11 protein-coding genes are annotated in these 26,563 nt (G+C 60.1%); 8 read left to right on the top strand and 3 right to left on the bottom strand.

From position 1 onward, the window contains the following. The first annotated feature begins 11 nt into the window (after positions 1 to 11). The 3 genes from HGP12_RS11900 to HGP12_RS11910 are packed head-to-tail and all read left to right on the top strand — an operon-like array spanning position 12 to position 4,125. Complete coding sequence (locus HGP12_RS11900; protein ID WP_168878860.1) at positions 12 to 2,165, top strand: type I secretion system permease/ATPase; 2,154 nt, start codon at positions 12 to 14, stop codon at positions 2,163 to 2,165. Then, entirely contained in the window at positions 2,162 to 3,466 is a 1,305-nt protein-coding gene (locus HGP12_RS11905; RefSeq protein ID WP_168842905.1) for an HlyD family type I secretion periplasmic adaptor subunit, read from the top strand. The genes HGP12_RS11900 and HGP12_RS11905 overlap by 4 nt, the downstream gene beginning before the upstream one ends. A 41-nt stretch (positions 3,467 to 3,507) precedes the next feature. Then, positions 3,508 to 4,125, top strand: a complete 618-nt coding sequence (locus HGP12_RS11910) for a ribbon-helix-helix domain-containing protein (RefSeq protein WP_246703336.1) — start codon at positions 3,508 to 3,510, stop codon at positions 4,123 to 4,125. Positions 4,126 to 4,181: 56 nt separating this feature from the next. On the opposite strand, the gene HGP12_RS11915 is transcribed toward HGP12_RS11910, so the two are convergent. Next, positions 4,182 to 5,132 carry a transglutaminase-like cysteine peptidase gene (locus HGP12_RS11915; protein WP_168878862.1) on the bottom strand — a complete coding sequence of 317 codons (951 nt, stop codon included), beginning with the start codon at positions 5,130 to 5,132 and terminating at the stop codon, positions 4,182 to 4,184. Positions 5,133 to 5,392: 260 nt separating this feature from the next. Beyond that, positions 5,393 to 6,436 carry a hypothetical protein gene (locus HGP12_RS11920; protein ID WP_168878863.1) on the bottom strand — a complete coding sequence of 348 codons (1,044 nt, stop codon included), beginning with the start codon at positions 6,434 to 6,436 and terminating at the stop codon, positions 5,393 to 5,395. 408 nt (positions 6,437 to 6,844) lie between these two features. Here HGP12_RS11920 and HGP12_RS11925 point away from each other — a divergent pair, with 408 nt between their 5' ends. Both HGP12_RS11925 and HGP12_RS11930 read left to right on the top strand, forming a co-directional pair. Continuing rightward, on the top strand, positions 6,845 to 20,422 hold the full coding sequence (locus HGP12_RS11925; protein WP_168878864.1) for an S-layer family protein: 13,578 nt from the start codon (positions 6,845 to 6,847) through the stop codon (positions 20,420 to 20,422). Positions 20,423 to 20,658: 236 nt separating this feature from the next. Then, positions 20,659 to 22,500 carry a type II toxin-antitoxin system HipA family toxin gene (locus tag HGP12_RS11930; RefSeq protein ID WP_168842910.1) on the top strand — a complete coding sequence of 614 codons (1,842 nt, stop codon included), beginning with the start codon at positions 20,659 to 20,661 and terminating at the stop codon, positions 22,498 to 22,500. Between the two features lie 428 nt (positions 22,501 to 22,928). Here HGP12_RS11930 and HGP12_RS11935 read toward each other — a convergent pair whose 3' ends face one another. Continuing rightward, the gene (locus HGP12_RS11935) at positions 22,929 to 23,870 is read right to left on the bottom strand and encodes a LysR family transcriptional regulator (protein WP_168878865.1); all 942 of its coding nucleotides are present in this window, start codon (positions 23,868 to 23,870) and stop codon (positions 22,929 to 22,931) included. A 98-nt stretch (positions 23,871 to 23,968) separates the two neighbouring features. On the opposite strand from HGP12_RS11935, the gene HGP12_RS11940 reads away from it, so the two are divergent. The 3 genes from HGP12_RS11940 (at position 23,969) to HGP12_RS11950 (ending at position 26,562) form a co-directional block, all read left to right on the top strand. Beyond that, positions 23,969 to 24,715, top strand: a complete 747-nt coding sequence (locus tag HGP12_RS11940; protein WP_168842912.1) for an SDR family oxidoreductase — start codon at positions 23,969 to 23,971, stop codon at positions 24,713 to 24,715. 26 nt (positions 24,716 to 24,741) lie between these two features. Beyond that, entirely contained in the window at positions 24,742 to 25,818 is a 1,077-nt protein-coding gene (locus HGP12_RS11945) for an alkene reductase (protein WP_168842913.1), read from the top strand. Positions 25,819 to 25,986: 168 nt separating this feature from the next. Further along, positions 25,987 to 26,562, top strand: coding sequence for an alpha-ketoglutarate-dependent dioxygenase AlkB (locus tag HGP12_RS11950; RefSeq protein ID WP_168842914.1), 576 nt, complete (start codon positions 25,987 to 25,989; stop codon positions 26,560 to 26,562). Position 26,563: the final 1 nt, after the last annotated feature.

The raw sequence follows: 26,563 nt of genomic DNA on the forward strand, positions 1-26,563 counted from the left end.
GATAGCGCTTCATGTTGAACGTAGCACCTGACGTGTCTGCGAGCATATCGCTGCTGACGTTCAAGTCGGCATTTAAATCGGTCGCTGCGTTTTATGGCCGACCGAGCTCGGATACGGTGCTCTTTTCGGGCATTCCGGACGAAATTCTGGAAGCCATGGAGCTGGACGATGTCGAACAGCTGTCGGAACGCGTCGGGTTGCAGGTCCTGAAGCATACGGAACGAGATTGCCGGCTGGGCAACTTCGACTGTCCCGCCATCGTCACGTTCGCCGGTGGCGGTGTTTTGCCATTGCTCGAAATGACCGAGAATGGTTCCTACGTCACTGAGATCGCGTCAGCCGTCGGGGCGCCCGCCTGCTTGACGCGGGAGGAACTCTCGGCGCTCAATCCGCAATCGGCATTTGCCTTTACGCTCTATTACCAGAATTCGTCGGACGAAGCGCGCGTCGGCCATGCCATGGAGATCGAGAAGCGTCACTGGCTGGCAACCGCGCTGGTGCCCTACTGGCGAACCTATGCCCGCGTCATGCTGGCGGCGCTGTTCATCAACATCATCGCGCTGGCCTCGCCGCTTTTCACCATGAACGTCTATGATCGGGTCCTGCCAAATAAGGCATTCCCGACGCTCTGGGTACTGACCGCCGGCATTTCTTTGGCCTATCTCTTCGATTTTCTTCTGAAAACAGCCCGCGCATCGCTGATCGACTATGCGGGCCGCAAGGCGGATTTGCGGCTCTCGCAGTTGATCTTCGACAAGATCCTGAATTCGACCCTGGCGTCCCGTCCGATGTCGACCGGGGAATACGCCAATCGCGTGACGCAATATGAATTCGTGCGCGAATTTTTCACCTCGAACACGATCGGCGTGCTGATCGACAGTCTTTTCGTCGTGATCTTCCTGGTCGTCATCTATTTGATCGCTGACTGGCTGGTGATTATCCCAGCCGTCGCCTTTGTTCTGTCAGTGACCATCGGGCTCGTTGCGCAGGCCCAAATTGGCAAGCGCATGGCAACGGCCACGAACGAGGCATCGCGCCGCCAGTCGATGCTCGTTGAGACGATTTCGACGATAGAGACATTGAAGAGCCTGCGCGCCGAGGCGACCATGCTGCGCCGCTGGCAGGAACTCACCAAATATTCAAGCCGCACCAGCGAGGATATCAAGCATATCTCGTCGAGCGCCATCAACATGACGATGTTTCTCCAGCAGATGGTCAGTGTGCTGATCGTCGTCGCGGGCACCTATGAATTCGCCGATGGAAAAACCGCCATGGGTGCGATCGTCGCCACCGTGATGCTGGCGGGCCGCGCCGGTGCGCCTTTCGGGCAGATCGCCATGACGCTCGCGCGGTTCCGCCAGGCCACCATGTCCCTGCGTATTCTGGACAAGATCATGGAGCAGCCTGATGACCGGCCGTCGACCGTCGGCTTCGTCAATCGGCAGATCACCAGTAGCGGCTTCAGCTTCCAGAACGTTTCCTTCCAATATCCTGGCTCCGACCAGGCGGTCATCAATCAGCTTTCCTTCACGGTCGCACCGGGCGAAAAGATCGGGATCATCGGCCGTATTGGGTCGGGCAAGACGACCCTCGGCCGGCTTCTCGACGGGCTGTTCCAGCCTTCCAGCGGCCGCGTGCTGATCGATGGCGTCGATATACGTCAGTATCACATGGCCGAGGTGCGCGCCGCCGTTGCTGTCGCCGGCCAGTCGTCGGACCTGTTCTCCGGCACGGTGAAGGAAAACCTGCTGCTCGGCCGCGCTGATGCCAGCGACGAGGAACTATTGGCCGTTTCGCGCATGACCGGCGTTGAAGAGTTCGTTGCCCTGCACCCACGCGGTTTCGACATGCCGGTCGGAGAGCGCGGCGCGAACCTCTCGAACGGCCAAAAGCAGGCGTTGACCATAGCTCGGCTTCTCCTGACCCGGCCGAAGATCGTCTTTCTTGACGAGCCGTCTGGGGCAATGGATTTGGCAAGCGAGCGCCATCTCATCAGCAAGCTGACCCAGGCATTCGGCCCGCAGACCACGCTACTCGTTGCAACCCACCGTCATAGCATGCTGGAGCTCGTCGATCGGCTGATCGTCATCGACAAGGGGCGCATCATCGCCGATGGACCAAAGAACGCTGTCATCGAGGCGATGCAGCGCAAGGCGGTGCAATGATGCGTGCCGCTCGCCATAACATCCACGACAATCCGCCGCTTTTCGCGCGGCTGATCCTCGGCCTTTGTGCCCTGATGATCGTTGCTTTCATCGCCTGGGCGGCCTTTGCCGATATCGACGAGATCGCACGCGGCGAAGGGAAGGTGATACCGGTATCGAAGACGCAGATCGTGCAATCGTCCGAGCCTGGCATCGTCCAGGAGATCAATGTCAATCTCGGGCAGATCGTCCACAAGGGCGATATGCTGGTCCAGCTCGACAATACGACGACGGCGTCGACGCTTGGCGAATCGGTTGCCAAGGCTCGCGCGCTCGGTGCCAAGGTTGAGCGCCTCGCCTTGGAGGAGGCGGGCGCCTTAGACGCACAGTTCGTCTGCCCGGCTGATATCCTTGCCACCGCAAAAAACGTCTGCGACAACGAGGAAAAGCTCTTCGAGGCGGATCGCGCTTCCTATAAGAACAAGCTCGATGTTCTCGATCAGCGCCTGAAGCAACATCAAAACGAGCTGGAAGAAGCCCACGCCAACATAGACCGCTTGACGCAGAACATCGTTGGCGCCCAGAAGCAATATGATCTGCTAAAGCCGCTTGGTGAGAAAAAGCTTGTTGCTCAAACGGAAGTCCTCAAGGTCCAGCGAGAGCTTGTCGACCTGCAAGGGCAGCTTAAGGTCTATGTCGAGAGCCTCGATCGCCTACAGTCAGCCATCAAGGAGGCGACGTTGCAGGTTGGCGACCTCGGACTCCAGTTGCGCCAGCAAGCCCTGACCGACAAGGGCCAGGCACTGTCCGAACTTTCGGTCGTCGACGAGACGATCCGCGGGGCATCCGATCGGGTCAAGCACACGGATATCCGCTCACCGGTGGACGGCATCGTCAATACGCTGGAAGTCAATACGATTGGCGCCTACGTCGACGCCGGCAAGGTCATCGCTGGTGTCGTCCCGACAGCGGATACTCTTCTGATCGAGGCGAAGATCTCGCCCCGCGACGTTGCGTTTGTGCGTATCGGCCAGCCGGCGATTATCAAGATCTCGGCCTATGATTTCTCGATCTTCGGCGCCTTGGACGGCAAGGTCGTCAACGTGTCCGCCGACAGCCTTGTCGAAAAGGACAAGAACGAAACCTATTACCTCGTGCGCATCAAAACCGACAAATCGGCCCTGGAGCGAGACGGCAAGCATTATCCGATCATCCCCGGCATGGTGGCTTCAGCCGAGATCCTGACGGGCCACAAGGCAATTCTCGCCTATCTGATGAAGCCGATCAACAAAGCGCGCTCCGAGGCGCTCACGGAACGGTGACAGCAGGCATGCGCAAAGGATCCGGGAAAGACGAAGCGGTCATGACAGTCCGGGAGGAAGCCTTGCCCTCGGTGGATGGTGACGAGCTGGAACCGCGTTTCCGCGCGGTAACGGGCGGCGGCGAGCGTCGTGGCATTCGCCTGGAGCGCATCTATTGGGATGGTCTTGGACGAATGGCAGAGGCCGGCGGTATCAGCATCGGCGACCTGGTGTCCGCCACGGCAGCCGATATGCCCGAAACGGGTAACCTCACCTCCTTGTTGCGCGTGCTGAGCTTCAAATGGGCGCTGCGGCGTCTCGATGCCGTCGAGGATGTCGCATCGCTGACCAATCTCAATGCAGTCCTTCAAGCGTCGCCGACGCCAGCGGTGGTGCTGACGCAGGAGCGCGGGATCAAGCTCTTCAACGATGCCTTCCTGAAGATGCTGCGTCATCGCCTGCCGATGATCGATGATGTCCAGCAGACGGCTCGAACGTTACGCCTTTCGATCGACACCCAGGTCCAAGAGGTGCTTTCCGTCCTGTCGCTCAATCGCGGCAAGACGCTGAACACTGGATTCAAGATCGGTCTCGGTCAACAATCGCTGACGGGCCAGATCAGTCTGGCGTTGGCGCCGACGCACGAGGCGTTGATGTTGATCGGCTATCTCTCTGTTTAGCAGAATGCCGTCGCTCTTGTGACGCGATGCTGCCGCCGGAGCGGCTGGCAGGCGGGTTAGTGGATCTCGCCTTCGCCGGGAACCACCTTGGCGAGCGGCACTGCGGTGGCAACAGCCTGGGCATGCGGATCGCGCGAGCCGTGCAGATAGCCGCGACCTGCGACGATCGAGTAGAGCGGCAGGTATTCCGCAAGACGTTTGTCGGACAAGACCTCATCGCGCATGTTGTCGAGAATAAGATTGTTGCCATTGACGGAGACCGACAGGATGGCATGGTAAAAGTGTCGCTGCTGGTCGAAGAGAACGACCAGGGTCATATGGTCGAGATCGACACCCGCCTTATAGAGTGCTGCCATCTTCAAGATGGCGTAGTCCTCGCAGTCGCCTTGCTCATGCAAGAGCGCTTCACTCGGTTTCGCCCAGTGATCCGTCATATGATAGGTATCCATGTCGCTAGCATAGCGCACGGCATGATTGACGGTGTAATTGATCGTATTGATCTTGTCGCGCATCGAGGCGCCGGCAATCTTTGCTTCAGCGGTCGCAAGTGCGCTTTCGGCCGCATTGCATGCACCTGCTGTGCAATCGAGCGATTTGCCCGACCGGATTTCCGCAAGCGGGCCGGCGAAATTGTTAAGAGCGGCAAGATGTTTGAAGGGAATGGCAACGGTGCCGAACACCGAGTCGCCCAAGGGAGCGTTGTTCGGCTTTGCGGCGCGCACGGGCTCGGACGCGACGAGGTTATCGTGCGGAAGGCCGCCGGGCGCGACGGCCAAGCTATGATTGAGCGCAGCAAGGTCGATGCCGCCGATCGCCCTTGCGGCGTTTCCGATGGTGGGCGCGAAGAGATCGATGGCCGTATCGACCAGCGGGTCCTCAAACAGCGTCACGACAGGGCGGATGGTGTCGCCGGCCGCCGCCATGCCAACGGTTGGTGATGATAGACCGAAGGCAAAGGAAGCTGCAGCAAGTGCTGAAAGTATAGCTTTTCTGTTCTTGCGTTCCATTGGCGCTCAATTCTCCCTTATGAGAGAATAGTGCGCGATACTTCTGAATATGACGTTCGGAAACGTAGATAAATTAAGTATAAGTTAAGTGATCAAATAAGTATAAAATCCTACGGGTTTCAATGGGAAACTGTTAAGGATGATATCGCAAGGGCGCCGAAGTGATCCGCGCTATCGAGCCCGGCTCTATGAACGGGCCCTATCGTGATGGCGGCAAGAGGCCTTGACGACACGCAATCGCTCTATGAATTTGTCCGCTCTCAGAATGACTGCGAGGGTTGCGCGGAAACCTTCAGTTTGCCGTCCGCAAGGGTATTGATGACCATCCTGCGCTCCACCTGGCCGGTGGAATTGAAGCGGAAGAGCCCAGTCGTGCCGCGGAAACCGACCTTGTTCCTCAGATTGGCCGCGGTGATGGCTTGCGGCCCCTGGGAACGGATGAGGCCGGAGGCGATCGCCATGGCGTCATAGCCATAAGCGCCGTAGGTCGTCAGTGGGTGGTTGAAGTGGCGCTGATAGCGCTCGGCAATTAGCCCGCTGCTGTGCGCGTCGTCGGTTGCGACAAAGGCGCCGGCCACCGCCGGCACCGCATACACCGATTGGGGCCAGCCGTTGGTGCCGACCAGTGCCTGGCCGGGAATGGCTGCGCTGCGCACGGCACCTGCCGCCATACCAACTTCAGTGGTGTTGCCAAGAATGACCACGATTTCGGCCGACTGGATGAGCGGTCGATTCTTCGTAAGGATATCAGCGGGCTGATCGCTTGCGCCGTAACGGCCCAGGCCCATGAAGGTGTTGCCGCTGTTCCAGATGGCATTGCTCAATCTCGTTGTGTCGGATTGAGAAAAATCGGCAGGTACAAGCGCTGATACCTTCTTGTGGCCTGAAGGATCGGCCGCCTTGAGGCCCTCGATCGCGCTGTCGAGTTCATCCGAGGCAAGATTGAAGGCATCGCCGCCGGTCGTGACGGTCGCACTTGCAAGATTAAGCAATGGGGGACGCTGCGCGGATGGGATGGCAGCGATGGAAGCCGTCTCGGCCGGCGGCAGATAACTGACGATCAACGCGGCGTTTCGGCCCTTGGCCGCAGCGACCTGCGCGGCAACGCCCGCAAGACCGGGGCCGACATTCTTGACGCGCAGCCGAACCTGATTGTTGCCGAGTTCGCCGATGCCAAGCACCGCCCCGTCGCGTATGTCGCGGGCAGGACCTTCGTAGAGGCCCGCCGCGCCCTTGCGCAGCAGCAGCGTGATTTCCGTGCCGTTGTCGCCGCCATAGCTCTCTTCAATGGCAGTGGACGGCATTTTAATGTCGTCTTTCTTGCTATTGTTCTCCAGTCCCGCACCGTCCATCTGACAGCCGGCGAGGCTTGCACAGAGGATGAGTCCGACACCGCGGACTGATCGCCAACGCGGTCTGCGCGGCAGCCACTCGGTCAAAAGGCTCAACGAAAGGCTGATCGCAAACGGCACAACTACTCCCCCGATTCTCTACGGCAGACTGCAACAGCCTAGCGGGCGGCATTTGCACACCGCGGCTGACGTAAAGTCAAGCGGTATACTTAATGAGTTGTTCTTTGGTTAAGTTAACCATCGGTAAAATAATTCTGGGGTGCTGCATAACCGGCTATATCGGCGAGGTTAACGAAGTATTGCAATCGTCCCGCTCCCGTAATTGATTGCGGCAAATTATGAGACATCGGGAGCCCGACCATGGACGACTTGAACCTTTCGACCGTAGACCACGAAACTGCTTCGCACGATTTCGCGTCAAGCGGCCGGGACTCTGGCGTCGCAACCGATATCAGCGCCGATCATCTGCTGCCATTGTCGCAGAATGGTGATGTCGCCGCATTCGAGGTAGCACAAGCCGAGGAGCAGCAGGCGAATGGTAAGACGGCGCGCCTGGCCGCCAACGAGCCACAGGACAACGGCGCTCGTCAGCCGATCCAGATCGTGCCCGACAATGGAAATGTCGTCCATCTGCCGCCGAACACATCCATCGACGACATCCACGTCGAGGGACATAATCTGGTTCTCATCCAGGCCGACGGTACGCGCATTGTCATTATCAATGGGGCGCTGCACGTTCCAACCTTTCTCATCGGTGAAGTCACGCTGCCGCAGCAGGCCGTCGTCGCCGCGCTGCAGCAGCAGGGCATTAACGTCGCCGAAGGCCCCGATGGTTCGGTTCACGCCGGCAATAGCACCAATTCTGGCCACCAGTTCACGGATAGCCAGGCTGGCAATGCCCGCACGCCCCTCAATCTGCTTGGGCTTCTCGGTCCTGGCGACATTATCGGCGGCGGTAATGGCGGCAATCTGACTGGCACCCAGACCCACGTTCCCTTTATCAATCAGCAGGCGACCGAAACCGCTTCGCTGCTCGAAGGCGCCAGCAGCACCGGCGCCTTCCTCACGGCAAGCAGCACCGGCCGCTTCGGCTTCGGCGGCGTGAATGCCGCGATTACCACCGTCACGCTGGTCGGCGAGGCGGAAATCACCGGCAGCGGCGCGCAGCAGCTTGCAGGTCTAACTTCGGGCGGCGTTCCCGTTGTCGTCACCCAAAATGGGCAGACCGTCACCGGCGTCGCCAATGGCGTTACGGTCTTCACGCTGGTATTCAACACTTCGACGGGCGACTACACCTTCACTCAGCTCGCTGCCCTGGACCATCCCCGCGGCGCCAATGCGTCCAGCGATGTGCTTCAGCTTCAATTCCGGTACACGGTCTCAGACACGAGCGGTCATACGGTTGCGTCCGTCGCGCATGTCGACATCACAGACAGCGTACCGGTTGCGGCCACGGGGACCGCGGGTTCGGTCACTGAGTCGGCGCTGGCTGCCGGCAACGGAGCCCTAAGCCATGATACAGGCGCTGCGACGGCCAACGGCTCGCTTAACATCTCCTGGGGTGCTGACAGCGCCAATACCGATCAGGGTGGCCTCGGCGATCGCTCGGTTGCCTTCACCAGTGCTGCCGTCACCGCGCAGGGCGAGGACAGCGAAGCACTGAGCTCGCATGGTCTTGCCGTTCATACCGCGCTTTTGGCTGACGGCACGCTGGTGGGTTACACCGGCGAGACCGCGCCGACAGCGACGTCCGCAACCAACGTCGTCTTTTATGCGACGCTCTCCGACAGCGATAATGGTCACTATAATTTCACGCTGGTTCAGTCGCTCGACGACGCCAAGGGTTCGGATGCCGTCACGCTGACCTTCGGCTACACGGCCAAGGATTCCGATGGCGACACGGCCGCAAATACCTTCTCCGTCACCATCGCCGACGACAAACCTATCGTCGCGACCGGCGATGTGGGCTCCGTCACCGAAGGCGCGCTTACCGGCGGCAACGAGAATCCGCATGTCGCAAGCGACGCAATCGCTACCGGCTCACTCAATATCTCCTGGGGCGCTGACAGCGCCAACACCGATCAGGGTGGCAACGGCGATCGCTCGGTTGCCTTCACCAGTGCTGCCGTCACGGCGCAGGGCGAAGATGGCGACGCCCTGAGCTCGCATGGTCTTGTGGTTCACACCGCGCTTTTGGCTGACGGCACGCTGGTGGGTTACACCGGCGAGACCGCGCCGACAGCGACGTCCGCAACCAACGTCGTCTTCTATGCGACGCTCTCCGACAGCGATAACGGCCATTATAATTTCACGCTGGTCCAGTCGCTCGACGATGCCAAGGGTTCGGACGCCATCACGCTGACCTTCGGCTACACGGCCAAGGATTCCGATGGCGACACGGCCGCAAACACCTTCTCCGTCACCATCGCCGACGACAAGCCAGTCGCCAACGATGTCACCGTCGACACAGGCAGCCTTTACGACACGACGCCGGCCGAGCAAATGCCGCTCCGTCCACTCAGTGAGTTGAGCGAAGGGGCAAAGCCGGAGGGTGCCACCGACTCCGTCAGCGGCGGATCGGGAAGCCTGTTTACGGCCGGTGCTGATGGCTTCCAGCAGGTTACCTTCACGGATCCGGCCGGCCTTAAGGGCATCTACATCGATGCCAATGGTGTCGCTCACAAGGAAGGCCTTTCCTATGGCACCACGACGGACACTCAAGGCAACACGATCTACGCTGCAACCGGCAAGGATTCCGGCCAGGTCATCTTCACGCTCACCGTCCATGCCGACGGCAGCTACACCTATGTGCAGTCGGGCGCGTTCGCCGATGCCAGAGGTTCTGACAACGAGAGTTTCAAGATCTCCTTTGACGTCACCGATGGTGACGGCGACAAGGCAACGGGCTCGCTGACCCTCAACGTCGCCGACAGCCTGCCGGTCGCCAATCATGTGACGGCCGACTCGGGCAGCCTCCACGACACCCTATCGACCTCCTCAGGGACGGATCTGCCTCCCGTACCGTTGCCCCTAGAGAGGTCGAGCGAAGGCTCGACGCCGTCGGATGACGCCAAGGCTAACTCCGACACCGTCACCGGCGCATCAGGCAGTCTGTTCACGACCGGAGCCGACGGCTTCGCGCGGCTGACCTTCACCAATCCAACCGGTCTGAAAGCCATCAATATTGATGAAAACGGTGTCGCACATACGGAAGGGTTGCATTACAGCACCTTGAGGGACGACGCCGGCAACACGATCTACACTGCGACCGGCAAGGATTCCGGCCACGTCATCTTCACGCTGACCGTCCATGCCGACGGCAGCTACACCTATGTGCAGTCGGGCGCCTTTGCCGATGCCAAGGGGTCTGACAACGAAAACGTCAAGATCGACTTCGAAGTCACCGATGGTGACGGCGACAAGGCAACGGGCTCACTGACCCTCAACGTCGCCGACAGCCTTCCGGCGGCCCACGCCGTCACGGCTGATCATCTCGTCAACGACGATATGGCCCCGGGTGGCAATGCCGACACGACCGATGAATATAAAAGCGTGAGCGGCAACGTTGGCAGCCTGTTCGACATGGGCGCTGATGGATTTAAAAGTGTCACCATCGCTCATTCGGATCTGCCGAAGCTGACCACGATCTATACCGACGCGAATGGCGTCGCGCATCAGGAAGCGGTGTCTTGGAGCAAAGCCCAGGCTGGCGATGGCAGCACGACCTGGATCGCCAGCAGCGAGCATAATCAGACCGTTGCGACATTGGCTATTCATGCCGATGGCTCCTACACGTTCTCGACGGGTGCGCCGCTCGTCCATCCGACGTCGCAAGCCGCCGAAGAGACCCTTTCCCTGACATTCAATTTCACCGTCACCGATGGTGATGGCGACAAAACAACGGGCTCGCTCACGGTCGGCGTCAAGGACGATGTGCCGATTGCTCACACGGTCGACAATAATATCTCACCGCTCAACGACGATGCGCAAGCTGGTGGAAATCTGGACGCCAACGACGCCAATGTGCACAGCGTCTCTGGCGCCGCCGGTACCCTGTTCGGCACTGGCGCCGACGGCTTTGCAAGTGTCGCGATCGATCCGTCCAGCCTGCCGGCTTTGAAGACGGTCTATGTCGATGCCGGTGGTTTCGCGCAACAAGAAGATGTTACCTGGGGCAAGCCGACGATTTCCGGCGGAGCGACGAGCTGGGTTGCCTATAGCGCCAATCATGAGACTGTCGCCACGCTGACGATTAACGCAGACGGCTCTTACACCTTCAGCACCAGTGCACCGCTCGTTCATCCGACCTCCGGATCGACGGAGGAAAGCCTTCCGCTGACCTTCACCTTCACGGTGACCGACGGCGACAACGATACGTCGAGCGGCTCGCTGACCCTGCATGTTACGGATGACGTGCCGTTGGCAAATTCGGTCACTGTTACCAGCCTGACGCTGAACGACGACGCGCTGAAGGGTGGAAATCCTGACACGATCGGCGTAACGGATACCGATACTGTCAGTGGCGCGAGCGGCGCGCTCTTCACGGGTGGCGCGGATGGAGTTCATCAGGTAACGCTCGGAGCGACGACCGATTTCAGCGCCATCTATACCGGCAAGGACGGCTTTGGCCATGTCGAGTCGGTCGTCTGGGGCAGCCCAACCACGACGACAGATGGCGAAACGATTTGGATCGCGACCGGCAAGGACAGCGGCCAGACGGTCGCGACACTGACGATCGGCACGGACGGTTCCTATAGCTTCGTGCTAAGCGCACCGGTCGCACATGCAGCAAACCCGACCGCGGAAAATACGCAGGATCTGACGTTCAACTTCACTGTCACCGACGGTGACAGCGATACGGCCAGTGGCTCGCTGACGGTCACCGTCAAGGACGATACACCAGTCGCCCATAAGATCGATGTCACCTCGGCGCCGCTCAACGACGACGCGCAGGCCCATGGCAATCCGGATGGATCCGCCGATGCAAAGACAGTCAATGGTGATGCGCAGGTTCTGTTCTCCGCTGGCGCCGATGGTCTCAAGAGCGTGTCGATGGACAGCCTGCCGACGCTAAAGGCGATCTACCTCGACGGCCACGGCGTCGGTCATCAGGAGGCCGTCAGCTGGACGTCGTCTGCGACGAACGGCGTGACAACCTGGACAGCAACCGGGATCTCGAGCCATACCGCCGTTGCGATCCTGACGATCGGCTCTGATGGGTCCTATAGCTTCACCGCGAATGCACCGCTCGTTCATGCGACGTCGTCGACCACCGAAGACAGCCTGACATTGAATTTCGGCTTCACCGTCACGGATGGCGACGGCGATTCGGCGAAGGGCTCGCTGGCAATCGCCATCACCGACGACGTGCCCGTCGCCACGGGCACGATCATTACGGTGAGCGCCGACGAGGGCGACATCTACAATCTCCTGTCACACGGCAATAGCCCGCTGGATGGCACGCATGACGGATCATCCTCGCAGCCGGCTCTGTTCGGTCTCGGCTTTGCAGCGACGGTATCCGGCTCGGTTGCTTCCGTCGTGTCTTTTGGTGCCGACGGCGCAGCGGCAGGCGGTGGCTTCAGCTTCACCACCAATGCGGCGTCGACCTTGGCCGCTCTACATCTGACCTCCGGTGGAGAGGCGCTCTCCTATGCCGTCGTCAACAACACGATCATCGGCTATGTCGATAATGCCCACCACAGTGGTTACAACCCGCTTCTCGACCGTCCTGTCCTGTCGCTGACGCTTTCCGGCGACGGCACCTTCACTTTCCAGCAGCACGATCAGCTCGACAACGTCGCTGGTCCTGGCAACGACCTGCGCTCGGGCAACGGCTCGATTTCGGCCATCGACTTCGGTTCCGTCATTCAAGTGACCGACGGCGACGGCGACAGAGTGACACTGATCGGCGCATTGAAAGTCACGATCGTCGACGACATGCCGAAGGTTGATCTGGCTCTCACGGGCTCGATCACGGTCGACGAGAGCGGTAGCGGTGACAACGACGTCAGAGCCGGCAATTCGGTCACGAGCCTGTTTGCCGGCATTACCGGCGGCAACGATCCCGATATGCCAACGGTCTATGCTCAGCACAACGTCGTCTCAGCGTCGGTCTCGATAGGTGCCGACGATGCGACGGGTAGGACGAGCAGCCTGACGCTTCATATCGACAATGCCGACTCCGGTCTGACCACGACCGCTGGTCAGGCGATCACGCTTTCGCAACTCGCCGACGGCACGGTTGTCGGCAAGATCGCCGATGGCGAGATCGCCTTTGCGATCCGCCTCGACAACAACGGCAAGGTCAGCATCGCCCAGTACATGTCGCTCGCCAATCCGAATACGTCGAAGGCGGAGGGCGATACGGTCGATCTCACCGGCAAGCTCTCGGCGGTGCTGAGCGCGACCGATAGCGACGGCGACACCGTGGGCAAGTCCGTTTCCATCGGCAGTAGCATTCGCTTCGATGATGACGGACCGTCGATCGGTGGTGCCGTCTCGACGAAGACGCTTGCCGAGCATGATCTTGTGACGAATTCCGGTTCGCTGTCGCCTTCAGGTATCAGCACTGGCGCGGTCGCGCTCAATCTCGGCTTCGGCGCCGACGGGCCGGCCGCCCATGCTGCCACCTTCGCAGCCCATTCGAACGGCAGCTATTTCACTGCAAGCGACGGCAATAATCAGACGCTTGATGCAACCAAGCTCAGCTCTGGCGGCCATGCGCTGTCCTATTTGCTCAGCGGTGACGGCACGACGCTCATCGCCTACACCGGCAGCAATGCCACCGACCAGGCGAGCTGGGTCTTCAAGGTTGTTTTGTCCCAGGACGGCGCCCACACCAACGGCGCCTACAACTTCACGCTTTACAAGGCGTTCGACGACGTCAACGGTCAAACCAATCTCTCGGATATCAAGCTCACCTTCCAGGTTGCTGGCCATGATGGCGACGGCGACACGACGAATGGCATACAGAGCTTCACCGTCGACGTCGTCGATGACGTGCCGACATTGGTTGATCACGCCACGGTCTCGGCGACGGTCTCGGAAACGGCGATCAATGCCCCGGTGGTGTCGACGACATCCGACGTGGTCGACTTCGACACCGTGACCCCTGCGGCTGCCAAATTGACAGTCAGCGAAGGCAGCGTCAGCGACGGCCAGGTGGGCTCGTCTTCCAAGGGTGGCGAGGTCGTGCTCGTATCCAATACGGGAACGACCTTTGTCCTCACCCAGATGGATATAGGTGTATTTGACCACAAAGGCGCGTCGTCCAAGACTGTCACGATCATCGGCACCGATGCCCAGGGCCATACCTATTCGGTGACAACCACCGGTACGACCTTCTCGGCCGCTGGCACGGCACTCGAAGGCAAACAACTGACGTCGCTCGAAATCGATCCGCACGACAACTCGCTGACAATCACTGTCGACAACATCCATGTCACCGATACGACGACGACGCCCACCCATGATCCTGCGCAGACGACGATCGATCTGACCTCGCTCGTCCACGCCGGTGCGGACAGCCCGCTGACCTGGTCGGTGAACCCGGTGGCCGCCGGTACCTCCTCCGGCAATCTGACAGGCGGTACCGGATTGACCTACAATGGCGCTGTCATCACGCTCGCCAGCACCGATGGGCACACGATCACCGGCTCGGCGGGAGGCGTCACGGTCTTCACTTTGACCGTCGACCCCACGAGCGGTCACGCCACATTCGACCTTTACCATCCGGTCGATGGCGGCAATGCCCTGCCGCTCGACTTTTCCAAATTACTGACGGCGACGGATTTCGACGGCGATCCCGTAACCCTCGGCACCGGCTCTGTCACCATTGTCGTGCAGTCGGCCACGGACCACCTTCCGACAATTTCTTCGGTCGGGCTGGTGTCAAGCGTTAGCGAAAGCGGCTTGCCGGGCGGAACCGGGGTGGATGGCGTCGCCAATGTCCATTCGGGCAGCATCGCAATTTCGGCGGGCGATACGCCTTCGACCGTGACGATCGACGGTCATACTTTCAGCGTCGGTGCCGCAATCGCCAACGGCGATACCAATGCCACCATTCAAGGCAGCTACGGCACGCTGCAGATCCTCAGCGTCACCGCGACGGCCATCGACTACAGCTATAAGCTGACCGCCGCCACCAGTGGAACGGGCAACCATGACGCCTTCTCCGTCAAAGTGAGCGATGCGCCGATTGACGGTGAAAGCCAGACTGCCACTCTCACCTTCAATATCACCGACGACAAGCCGATCGCACACACCGCTTGGCTCGGATCGATGTATGAGAATGATAGCAGCGCAACCTTCACGCTGGCTTCCGGAACCATCGCTTTCGGCGCCGACGGAGCGGCTCAGAGCGGGGCGATCCATGTCGACAGCGTCAGCGCCAGCGGAGATATCGCCGGATCGACGCTGAGCACCTCCATGGTCACGATCGATGGCGGTCACGTCACTGTCACGCCGGGTAGTGCACTCGATGCTCTGCCCCTCGGTCACTCATCGACCCTCTCGATCGGTTACACGGTCACCGACGGCGATGGCAGCAAAAACAGCGGTACTTTCACTATCAGGGTCGACGGCGTCAACCACGCGCCGACCACGGCGGACGGGAGCATCTCCACTGGCGAACATGCGGATCATTCTTTCTCGTCGAAGGATTTCGCCTTCGGCGATAGCATCGACGGCAATACGCTGAATTCCGTCACCATCACAAGCCTGCCGAGTGGTGGGACGCTTTATCTGGACGGAACAGCCGTCACGGCTGGTCAGCAGATCGCCGCGAGCGCGCTTTCAATGCTTCATTTCACGCCATCGCCGGAGTTTGCTGGCGCGACCGAAACCGAGACCTTCGGCTTCACGGTGCAGGATAATGGCGGCACGGCCAATGGCGGCGCCGACACGTCGACCGTCCATACGATGACGATCAACGTGACGGCCGTTGATGACGGTGCGGCTACGGTATCGCTCGCCGACCAGACGACGCATACAGGCAATGCGGTTGTCGCCGGCGACACGTTGAACGCGGTGATGGCCACAGACGACCCCGATCACGGGCAATCCGGCTTGACCTATGCATGGAGCTGGGCGGACGATAGCGCGCACACGGTTCTCGGAACCGCGGCATCCTACACGGTGACGAGTGCCGACGTCGGCCATTCGTTGGTCTTGACGGTGAGCTATACGGACGGTCAGGGCTTCAGCGATGTCGCGACACAGGCGACGTCCACTGTGATCGCGCCGACAGTCTTCGCGCCGACAATCGATACAACGCCGCTGTCGGAGGCGCATCTTTCGGGCGGCTCCGATCCGCAGCCCTCCGAACTGACGGCCACGGGTAGCATTGCCCTCGGCACCCTGGATAATCCGCATATCACCAGCGTCATGGGTGCCAATGGCTCGGCGGTAAGCGTCGATCAAATCGCTCCCGACAGTCAGACGACGGTGATCCATGGCTCCTACGGCGATCTCGTAATCGATGCGAACGGTGCATATACCTACACCCTGACGCATCCGGGCTCGAGCCCGTCGGGAGATACGGATCAGTTCAGCTATACCGTGACGGATATGAACGGCAAAACGGCTCAGGAGACCCTGACGTTCAATATCGCCGACGACGCGCCGACGCTGACCGGCACGGGAATTTCCGCAACGGTTTCCGACGATGGCGTGGTAACGGCCGCCGATCATTCGGCAACGACGACGGCGGAACTGATTTCGCTTGTTAACTCCGGTGCCGACAGCCCGTTGACGTGGTCGGCGAACGCCGTTGCAGCCGGTACCTCTTCCGGTACCCTGACAGGTGGCACGGAGTTGGCCTACAACGGTGCGCCTATCTCACTTGCCAGCACGGATGGGCACACGATCATCGGCTCGGCCGGAGGCGTCACGATCTTCACGTTGACGGTCGACACCAGCGGTCATGCCACGTTCGTGCTTGACCAGACGCTCGACGGCGCCAAGGATCAGACGCTCGATTTCTCGCACTATGTGAAGGCCACGGATTCTGACGGTGACGCTGTGACGTTGGGCACAGGCGCCTTCACCATCGCCGTGGATCACGTCAATCATCCTGCCGCTATCGGCGGGACCGACAGTGGCGGCATCACAGAAGATCTGAATGTCTCCGGCGACGGCTATCTGCAGGCAAGCGGCACGTTGATCATCAACGACGCGGATCGGGGCGAAGGCAAAATCCACGCGGCGACCATAAACGCCGATGCCACGCATCTTGGTACCCTGACGATCGGCGAGGACGGTAGCTGGACCTACAAGGTCGATAACAGCCTGTCAGCCGTGCAGAATATGGGTGTGAACCAGAGCACGACCGACACGTTCACCATTTCCTCGATCGACGGAACGACGCATGACATCGTGGTTACGATCAACGGCACGAACGACGCGCCGACGATCTCGATCGCCAGCGGCGACAGCGCCAGCGGGGCCGTGACCGAGGCCGGCATTGGCATTGCTGACGACAGCGGCCACAACGCGATCTCCGGCCATCTGAGCGGGGCGGATATCGACAGCCCGACGCTGACGTGGTCGGTGGTTGCGAGCGGCAGCCAGACCGCCAACGGGAGTGAGTCTGTCACCGGCACTTACGGCACACTGAGCGTCAATGCGAACGGCACCTGGAGCTATGTCCTGGATCAGTCGAAGGCCGATCCGCTGACGGCTTCGGATCATCCGCAAGAGAGCTTCACGGTTCAGTTGAGCGACGGCCAGGGCGGCATCACGACGCAGACCGTCGTGGTGATGGTCAACGGCACGAATGATGCACCGACGATCTCGATCGCCAGCGGCGATAGCGCTAGCGGCGCCGTAACCGAGGCCGGCATTGGCATTGCTGACGACAGCGGCCACAACACGGCTTCCGGCCATCTGACTGGTGCGGACGTCGACAGCTCGCAGTTGACGTGGTCGTTGGTTGCGACCGGCAGCCAGACCGCCAACGGGAGTCAGTCTGTCACCGGAACTTACGGCACATTGAACGTCAATGCGAACGGCACCTGGAGCTATGCCCTGGATCAGTCGAAGGCCGATCCGCTAACGGCTTCGGATCACCCGAAGGAAAGCTTTACGGTTCAGGTGAGCGACGGCCAGGGCGCTGTCACGACGCAGACCGTCGTGGTGACCGTCAATGGTACCAACGACGCGGCCGCGCTCTCGGGCTCGGCGACCGGTTCGGTCACCGAGGATGGCCAGTTGACGGCGAGCGGGGCGCTCACAGTTGCCGACGTCGACAATGGCGAGAACCATTTCCAAACGCCGACATCGCTGAGCGGCACCTACGGCACGTTCACCTTCAATGCAACGACTGGTGTATGGGGCTACGCCCTCAACAACGCGGCCTCGAATGTTCAGGCATTGATCGGGGGGCAGACGGCTGTCGATAAGCTGACTGTAACATCCGCAGACGGAACGGCTTCACAGGATATCGTAGTGACCGTCCACGGCACCAACGAGGCGGTATTGGCGCCGAGTATCAGCCGTGTCGCCGACAATGTCGGATCGAGCCAAGGCAATCTCGCTGACGGCGCCGTGACCGACGATACCAATTTGGGGATCCGCGTGAGCTTGAGCGGAACCGGTGCTGTCAGCGGTGATACAGTGCAGCTCTATAACGGCACGACGCCGCTTGGCGCGGCGGTCACGCTGACGGCAACCGCCATCAGCAACGGGTACGTCGATATTACCACGCCGACGCTGACGAATGGATCGACTTATAACTTCCGGGCCTCGCTCACGGATGCGGGCACTACCAGCCCGCTGTCGACGAGCGGCGTCTATGATATCAAAATCGATACGACGGCGCCGACAGTCGCCATAACGCAAAGCACCGCGGGCGGAAAGAACGTCCTGACCTTCATCTTCAGTGAGGCGGTAACCGGGTTTGACGTTTCAGACATCGTGGGCAGCGGCAACTATACGCTCTCCAACTTCAAACATGTCGGCGTGAACGGTTTCGGGCAGGACATCTACACGGTGAATTACACCGCCGGCAACAACGGTTGGAAGTCTGTGGCTGTTGCAGGAAATAGCTATACGGATCTGGCGGGCAATTTCGGAACGGACGGCTCCTTAGCGGATTTCAAGCCGGCCGGCACCTCGGGCGAGGCCATCAATCTCGCGCTCTTGGATCCTTCCCACCACGTCGGTGCGGTCACGTTGAGCGTTGCAGGCCTTCCCGCCGGCTGGGTGCTCAGTGAAGGCATCCACAACGCCGATGGTACCTGGTCCGTGGTGACAAATGATCCGTCGTCGCTGACAGTGACCTCGCCCGATGGCGTCACCGGCGCGCTGGTTCTTCAGGTCACCGAGACCTGGACCAATGCGGACGGCTCGACGGGCATGGCCAGCGTGATCGACAACGTCGAAGCCTACGCCAAGGGCGCGCCGATTTTCGCCTGGTCGGGCGACGACACGCTTAGCGCATCGAGCGGCAATGACATGCTGGTCTTTGCGAACACCATCGGCACCGACGTCGTGCACAGCTTCGATATAGCGCACGATAAGATCGATCTGATCGGCTTCGCGGGCTTCTCAAGCTTCGCGGACGTTCAGGCCCATCTGTCGACCGACGCATCGGGTAATGCCGTCATCACGCTCGGCGATGGCGAGACCATCACCTTGGCAGGCGTAAGCGCCGCGTCCCTCACGGCGAACGACTTCCTCTTCAACGAGGCCGTGGTGACGCATAATACCGGCGACATGGTAGTCGCCGACGGTGCGCTGATGCCGTTCAGCGGTACGCTCGACAACACCGGCAGCATTCATCTTGCTTCCACCGGCAGCGAGACAGCCTTCGAAATCGTGCAGCATGGTCTCACGCTGACCGGCGGCGGCACGGTGGCGCTGTCCGATGATGCGTCCAACATCATTTTCGGCAGCGGCGGCAATGTCACATTGACCAATGTTGACAACATTATTTCCGGCGCCGGCCAGCTCGGCAACGGTCACCTGACGCTGGTCAACCAGGGCACGATCATTGCCGACGGCACACACGCACTCGTCATCGACACCGGTCTTAACGCGGTGACCAACACCGGCACGCTCGAGGCGACCGGGACCGGCGGCCTCGACATTCATAGCGGCCTCGTCAATGACGGCGTATTGTGGGCCAATGGCGGCAATGTTCATCTCGAGGGCAATGTCAGCGGTGGTGGCACGGCGCTGTTGTCGGGGCATGCTAACCTCGATATCGGCGGCTCGTTCAGCGAGACAATCATGTTGAGCACGGACGCCCAGGCCACCGTTACCATCGATCACGCCGCTGCCTTCACCGGTACGATCGTCGGCCTCGACGGCAATGATGCCCTGCGGTTCGGCGATATCTCTGCCGCAACCGGCAGCTTCTCCTATGCGGAAAACGCAGCGAAGACCGGCGGCGTGTTGACGGTCACCGACGGCACCCACACTGCCAGCATCGGCCTCACCGGCGATTACTCGGCCAGTGACTTCTCGCTCAATCATGACGGTGACTATGCCGAGATCGACTTCAGCGGGCACGCGCACCTCTATGGCACTGTCGGCAGCGACGTGCTGACGAGTGGCGGCGGCTACACCATGGCCGGCGGCGCTGGCGCGGATACCTTCGTGCTCGATGCTAAGGCGTTGCACAATCTCAACATGGCCGACGTCATTACCGACTTCAGCCCGAAGGGAGAGGGCGACAAGCTGGATGTCTCGAACCTGCTGAATGCGTTGGTCGGCGAACATCCGGGCATGACCGAGACGAGCGCCCTCGCGTCGATGACAGCGGCGGTCGATACCGCAACCAATTCGACAAAGATCAGCATGAACACCGGCTCGGAAACCCATGTGGTGGCCACACTACAGAATTACACGCCGGCGGGTCACGATGTCGTGCATGTACTGTTCAATAACCACGATGAGCAGCTTGCCACCCACACGCAGACCGCCGGCGCCTGACGCCGTTCGGTCAGCAGCTATCTGGAAGCGGTGCTCTTGAAGGCGCCGCTTCTATTGAAGTCGATGCTTCAGTGATGGTGCAACGCTTGTGGGAAGCGGTTGCCCGTCGACTTAGGGCCAAATTCGGCCAGAATTGTCACTATCCCGTATTTCAGATACGCGATAGTGACAATAATCTTGATGACTCAGCGTAAATGCTGTAACTTTTCCGTATCTGAAATACGCGAAAGTTACATATGCCCCTTTATCTCGTCAGCGAAAACATCGACAAAACGCGCGGCCACCGTCAAGCGGAGGCCGGGAAACTGGTCCAGCTCATGCGCGGCATCTACGTCGATGCCGACGATGATATAGATCAGACGGTACGCGCCCATGCGGTGCGCATTGCCAAATACCTCTATCCGAATGCCTACCTATCGGCCGCCAGCGCCGTGCTGCTCGGCCCTATGCGTGATGGCCGCCTGTTTCTGACCGGCCGCCGCGCGCAGCGGCAACGCATCAGAGCGCTCGAAATCATTCAGAACAAAGCGCCAGACCACCCTTCCATCGCGCAGGCGGCGGTCGGCGACGACATGGGCGAGTTCCGCGTGGACGTGTCTTCGCTGCGCCAGCGTTTTCTCGAAGCCTTCCGCATCCGTAGTGAACATGCGGCCTCATTCGATGAAGACATGAAAGAGGCTATCGCTGCACGACTGATCGAAGAATACGGAAGTCCGGAGAGCGCCGCCGATGCCGTGTTTAAGCTTGCCCGCGACAATGACTGGCTTGACGAAGGGAGTGCGGCTGAGCGTTTCCTAAAACGGAAGCCAACGGCCGGTGTCGCCGTTACCAACCAGGCTGCACTCGACCTGATCGTGGCATGGCACGGCGCCCCGATCGGCAACTTGGTGCATGATGGCTTCGAATGGCGATGGAAGGCATCCGATCCGGACGGCCCGCCGCTTGTGCGCCAGACCACACCCGGCAGATTGCCGCCCTTCATTGAATCGCTGTTGCCGGAAGGCTGGTTGAACCGGGTGCTGAACAGCCCGGACGAGCGGGCGGAACTACGCACCGGCAAGCGCTATATGTCGAACATCACGATTGTGGAGCGGGCGGGCGAACTGGCGACCCTCCCGGCCGATATTCTGCTGACAAGGCTGGACAGCTTCACAGCAGATCATCTGTTTACAGGGACCTATGCCGGTCCCGGCCGCGGCGATATTCATGATACGTTCGAACAGAACCTGGCAAAAATCTTCGCGACGGGCGCAACGCCGCGCCTGTCAGGCGTTCAAATCAAGGCGCCGATGTTTCTCGACGCCGACGGCACGCTTATGCCCAGTTCGAACAAGCCGTTCACGCATATTCTCAAGCCCGCCGGAACGTCGGGATTTGAGGCGCTGCCCGCGATCGAGTGGCAGTCCATGGAACTTGGCCGGGCGGCCGGGTTCATCGTGCCCGCCATTGCGCTTGTCGCTATGCCGGACGGCATGCCGCATGCGCTCGCAGTTGAGCGGTTCGATATCCGCACAAGCCTTGACGATACGCGCCGTCTGGCGCTTGAGGACATGGCGTCGGTTCTCGGCGTGCGGGCGGAAGACAAATACACAGGCACCATGGAGCGGATCGCGGCAGCCCTGCGTCCACTCTCCACCGACGCCGATACCGATTTGCTGCTGGTCTTGCGTCGGGCCTTGTTCGCGTGGCTGATCGCGGACGGCGACATGCATCTGAAGAATATGGCGGTCCTGAAAATCGCCGAGCCAGGCAGAATGGATTTTAGCTCCGTCCGAATGGCGCCGCTCTACGACGCGGTGGCAACGCGGGTGTTTCCGAACCTGCAGAATGACCATATGGCGCTTAAGATCAGCGGCAAGGACGAACGGCTGAAAAGAGCGGATTTCCGGCGTTTCGCAGCGACGGCGAGTATTCCGGCGGCGGCGGCGGACACGGCCATGGATGAACTGGCGGCGGCGCTTGCGCGCGGCGTGGATGATCTTGCTCTGCCGGACCCGCTAACAAACGGTTCAGTCGGCGCTGAACGGGCGGCGCAGATGCGGGAAATTGTCCGCGAGCGTCTGGCCACTTTTGAGTAGCAACAGAAGAAGATGTCTCGGGCAGCCTACGAAAATGAGACTCGGTTACGGCGGAGCGCATTTTCTGCCGACGACACATCACGGCAAGACCGATTCTGACCCCATATCGTCTCCGCAGTCATCCAGCAACACTCACGCGGCGATCGAAACCGATGCGGGCTTGCGCTCCACTAGTCCTCAAATGGCCAAAGGGATGAAACACCGATGCTATCCGCCGGCCGAGAAAATCAGCTTATAGTCTGCGATCTACGCGGAGCAAATCAGGCTTGGTCTGTGAGGCGCCGCTTGCAAGCTCGGTCATATCGGCTGCTCGCACCGCATGACCGCGTTGAAAGCACTCGATGGGGCTGCGAGCTGACGTTGACTCCGATCGGCTAAAGAGCAGTGAAACTTCGAACACCGCCAATTTCAATGCTCGTCAGCTGAGTTCAGGCTTGTTGGAAGCGCACATCCCAGGGCGTCGGGTTCGGAAAGATCTCCACCAGAAAGCCGACAAACGCCTTGACGTTTGGATTGCCGCGGCGGCTTTCAGGCCAATATGCACTGATATTGCTGCGGTCGACGGAAAACTGTTTCAGGACGGGTACGAGCGTGCCGTTTTCCAAAAAAGGCGCCGTAATGTACGTCGGAGAGATACCGATGCCGCCACCGGCGGCAACCACGGACGCCACAGCATCGCTGTTGTCGAGGATAGTGACGGCATTCGGAATGATCTCGATTATTTTGTCACCGATCTTGAAGGGCCAACGCAGTGTTTGACCGCTGCTTTGATAGCGGAAGTTGACGCAGTCGTGATCAATGAGGTCCTCGGGCTTCTGCGGTATGCCGCGAGCAGTCAAATATGCGGGTGAAGCGAACGCACACACCCTGTTCGGCGCCAACTTCTTGGCCACCAGCTTGGAGTCAGCCGGCTCTCCGACCCGGATGGCGATATCAATCCCTTCTTCGACCAGATCGGTGAACCGGTCTCCAAGACGAAGGTCGACGATCACCTTGGGATATCGTTTCCTAAACGCAGGCAACGCGGGCGCGATCAGATGGACTCCAATCGGAAGCGGTGCCGTGACCTTCATGAAGCCCGAAGGTTCGGCGCGCGCAGCAACAGCAGCCTGCTCGATGTCCTCGGCCTCCCGCAACAGGCGCAATGCCCGCTCATGGAGATCCCGCCCCTCCGGTGTTAGCGTCAAGGATCGGGTCGTTCGCGTGAACAAGCTTATGCCAAATTGCTGCTCGAGCCTCTGGACGCTCTTGCTTACTGCCGACGGCGAAACTGCCAATGATCGCGCCGCTGCAGCATAGCTGCCAAGCGAAGCCGCCCGCGCAAAAGCAATGACACCGGTTAATCTGTCGAATCCAATTCGTTCCGCCATGGAACGAGTAAAGCGAGTTCAAGCCTGATTATCAAGATCGATTACGCGGTCTACGTTCTCTCCATCGCGCCAAGGATGGCGCCAAAATGGAGATCGAGATGTCTGATACAACTAACTTCAACCCCTCAAATGCCCTCAAAGGCAAGCGCGTCCTCATCGTCGGCGGCACGTCAGGCATTGGCCTTGCGGCGGCCATCGAAGCAAAAGGCGCAGGCGCGCGCGTAATAGTCCTTGGTTCGGACCAGGAGCGCTCCCGGACCGTTGCAACGGAGCATGGCTTCGAAGGCTGGCGCGCAGCCGATGTCACCAGCCCTGAAGCAATCCAAAAAGCGCTTTCCGATATCGGTCACGTCGATCACCTCGTGCTTCTTGCCGGGACGTTCGTCGCCGGCAAGGTGCTGGAAGCCGATGTGACTTATCTGCGTCGGGCCTTCGAAGAGCGCATCTGGGCGGCCATCCATATTCTGCGAACGCTTGGCGACAACCTGTCTGCGGATGCTTCGATCACCTTCATCTCTGGCGCGCTGGCTGACCGGCCCAATGCCTACGGCACAGCTGTTCTCGCGGCCGCTTCTGCTGCGATGGAGGCCTTTGCCCGCGGGCTTGCGGTGGAACTCGCGCCACGTCGCGTCAATACGCTGTCGCCGGGCCCGATCGATACGCCGATCCTGTCCAAGACGCTGGGGGATGGCCGGGCAGCCTACCTTGAAGCCCTCGCTCAGAAGCTTCCTCTGCACCGGGTCGGCACTGCCGAGGAAGCAGGTGCTGCCGTCGTCTTCCTGATGGCCAACGGCTGGATGAATGGCGCCGTCCTCAACATCGACGGCGGCTCGCGTCTCGTCTGACATTGCAGAATTGAAGGATCATATCCATGCCGAGTCTTTTTGACCCTATTCAGCTCGGCGCCATCAAGGCGCCGAACCGTGTCCTGATGGCGCCCATGACACGGGCTCGTGGTACAAGGGACCACTTGCCAACGGCCATCATGGCCGATTACTACGCCCAACGGGCTTCCGCCGGTCTCATCATCAGCGAGGCGATCGGCATCAACCAACTCGGCCTTGGCTGGCCATACGCGACGGGCATATGGTCACGCGATCAGATCACCGGATGGCGAAACGTTACCGAAGCCGTTCACGAGCGTGGCGGACGGATCATAGCGCAGCTCTGGCAAATGGGGCGCGTCGTTCATTCGGACTTCCTAGGTGGTCGCCAACCGGTGTCGGCATCCGCCACCGTCGCGCCCAATCATGCCCACACCTATGAGGGCAAGAAACCTTATGAACGCGCACGGCCGCTATCGATCGACGAGATCGCTGAGGTGGTGGAAAATTTCCGGGGGGCCGCTCTCAATGCGATAGACGCTGGCTTCGATGGGATTCAGCTTCACGCCTCGAACGGTTATCTCATCGACCAGTTCTTGCGAGACAGCGCTAACTTTCGGGACGATCGCTATGGCGGAGCGATTGAGAACCGCGTCCGGTTTTTGAAGGAAACGGCCCAGACTGTCGCTGATGCGATCGGCGCTGATCGGGTCGGTGTCCGTCTTTCCCCGAATGGCGAAACCCAAGGGGTGCGTGACAGCGACCCGCTCCCGCTGTTCACGAAGGCTCTCGAAGCACTATCCGCAATAGGCGTCGCTCATGTCGAATTGCGGGAGCCACCGGTCAATGGGACATTCGGCGTGGGAGAGATCGATCCCCTGGCGCGGCATTTGCGGCCGGCATTTAAGGGGCCGTTGATCCTGAACTCGGATTTCGACGCCATGCGTGCCCAAACAGAGCTTGACGCCGGTATAGGTGACGCCGTCGCGTTTGGCCGGCCGTTTATTGCCAACCCGGATTTTCCGAGACGCGTGGCTGAAGGTCTGCCATTGGCACAGGACGACGCTCAAAAATGGTTTACACAAGGAACGGAAGGCTATCTTGACTATAACAATCGGGGCTAGCGCGATTTCAGCGGCAGCGGTGGGCACGCTAGGGATTGAACGGAGAAGATTCTAAGATTGCGAGCTAGCTCGTGCGCACACCTTCGATGCGGTAAAACAATGTGTCTCCAGTCCGTTCATCTAGTGTTTGTCAAAGTCCCCAGCGTGCATTGAGGCGGAGAATTGACCATGGGTTTGTCAGCGCAAGCAGATCTATTCGGCAAAGCGGAGCCGGACCTACCCACCGGTTTCCGATACCAACCTCGCGTGGTCCCTGAATCGGTCCAGTCGGACCTCCTGCGTGAACTACCGCAACTGTCGCTGAAGCCGTTTGACTTCCACGGTTTCGAAGGCAAGCGGAGGGTGATCTCTTATGGTTGGAAATACGACTTCGACACCCAGCAGGTGAGGCGGACCGAAGACATCCCGCCGTTTCTCCTGCCGGTGCGAACCATTGCCGCAGCCTTTGCCGGCATTGCCCCGGATCAACTGCAACAGGCTCTCATCACCGAATATGCAGCCGGTGCGCCTATCGGGTGGCACCGAGACAAAAACGTCTTCGGGCGGGTTGTCGGGGTTTCTCTTTTGTCAGCTTGCACATTCAGGCTTCGGCGCCGTGCCGGCGACAAATGGGAACGCATCTCGGTCATTGCCGAACCCGGCTCTGCCTACGTGCTCTCGGGACCTGCGCGCAGCGAATGGGAGCATTCCATCCCCCCTGTCGATCAGCTTCGTTATTCGATCACCTTCCGAGAAATCGCCTGAT

Source organism: Rhizobium sp. P28RR-XV (assembly GCF_012641385.1).
Classification (GTDB): Bacteria; Pseudomonadota; Alphaproteobacteria; order Rhizobiales; family Rhizobiaceae; genus Rhizobium.

Bases quoted from the DNA above. Each gene is read 5' to 3' on its own strand.
- HGP12_RS11900 (WP_168878860.1), top strand. From the start codon at position 12: ATGTTGAACGTAGCACCTGACGTGTCTGCGAGCATATCGCTGCTGACG.
- HGP12_RS11905 (WP_168842905.1), top strand. From the start codon at position 2,162: ATGATGCGTGCCGCTCGCCATAACATCCACGACAATCCGCCGCTTTTC.
- HGP12_RS11910 (WP_246703336.1), top strand. From the start codon at position 3,508: ATGACAGTCCGGGAGGAAGCCTTGCCCTCGGTGGATGGTGACGAGCTG.
- HGP12_RS11915 (WP_168878862.1), bottom strand. From the start codon at position 5,132: ATGGAACGCAAGAACAGAAAAGCTATACTTTCAGCACTTGCTGCAGCT.
- HGP12_RS11920 (WP_168878863.1), bottom strand. From the start codon at position 6,436: ATGCCGTCCACTGCCATTGAAGAGAGCTATGGCGGCGACAACGGCACG.
- HGP12_RS11925 (WP_168878864.1), top strand. From the start codon at position 6,845: ATGGACGACTTGAACCTTTCGACCGTAGACCACGAAACTGCTTCGCAC.
- HGP12_RS11930 (WP_168842910.1), top strand. From the start codon at position 20,659: ATGCCCCTTTATCTCGTCAGCGAAAACATCGACAAAACGCGCGGCCAC.
- HGP12_RS11935 (WP_168878865.1), bottom strand. From the start codon at position 23,870: ATGGCGGAACGAATTGGATTCGACAGATTAACCGGTGTCATTGCTTTT.
- HGP12_RS11940 (WP_168842912.1), top strand. From the start codon at position 23,969: ATGTCTGATACAACTAACTTCAACCCCTCAAATGCCCTCAAAGGCAAG.
- HGP12_RS11945 (WP_168842913.1), top strand. From the start codon at position 24,742: ATGCCGAGTCTTTTTGACCCTATTCAGCTCGGCGCCATCAAGGCGCCG.
- HGP12_RS11950 (WP_168842914.1), top strand. From the start codon at position 25,987: ATGGGTTTGTCAGCGCAAGCAGATCTATTCGGCAAAGCGGAGCCGGAC.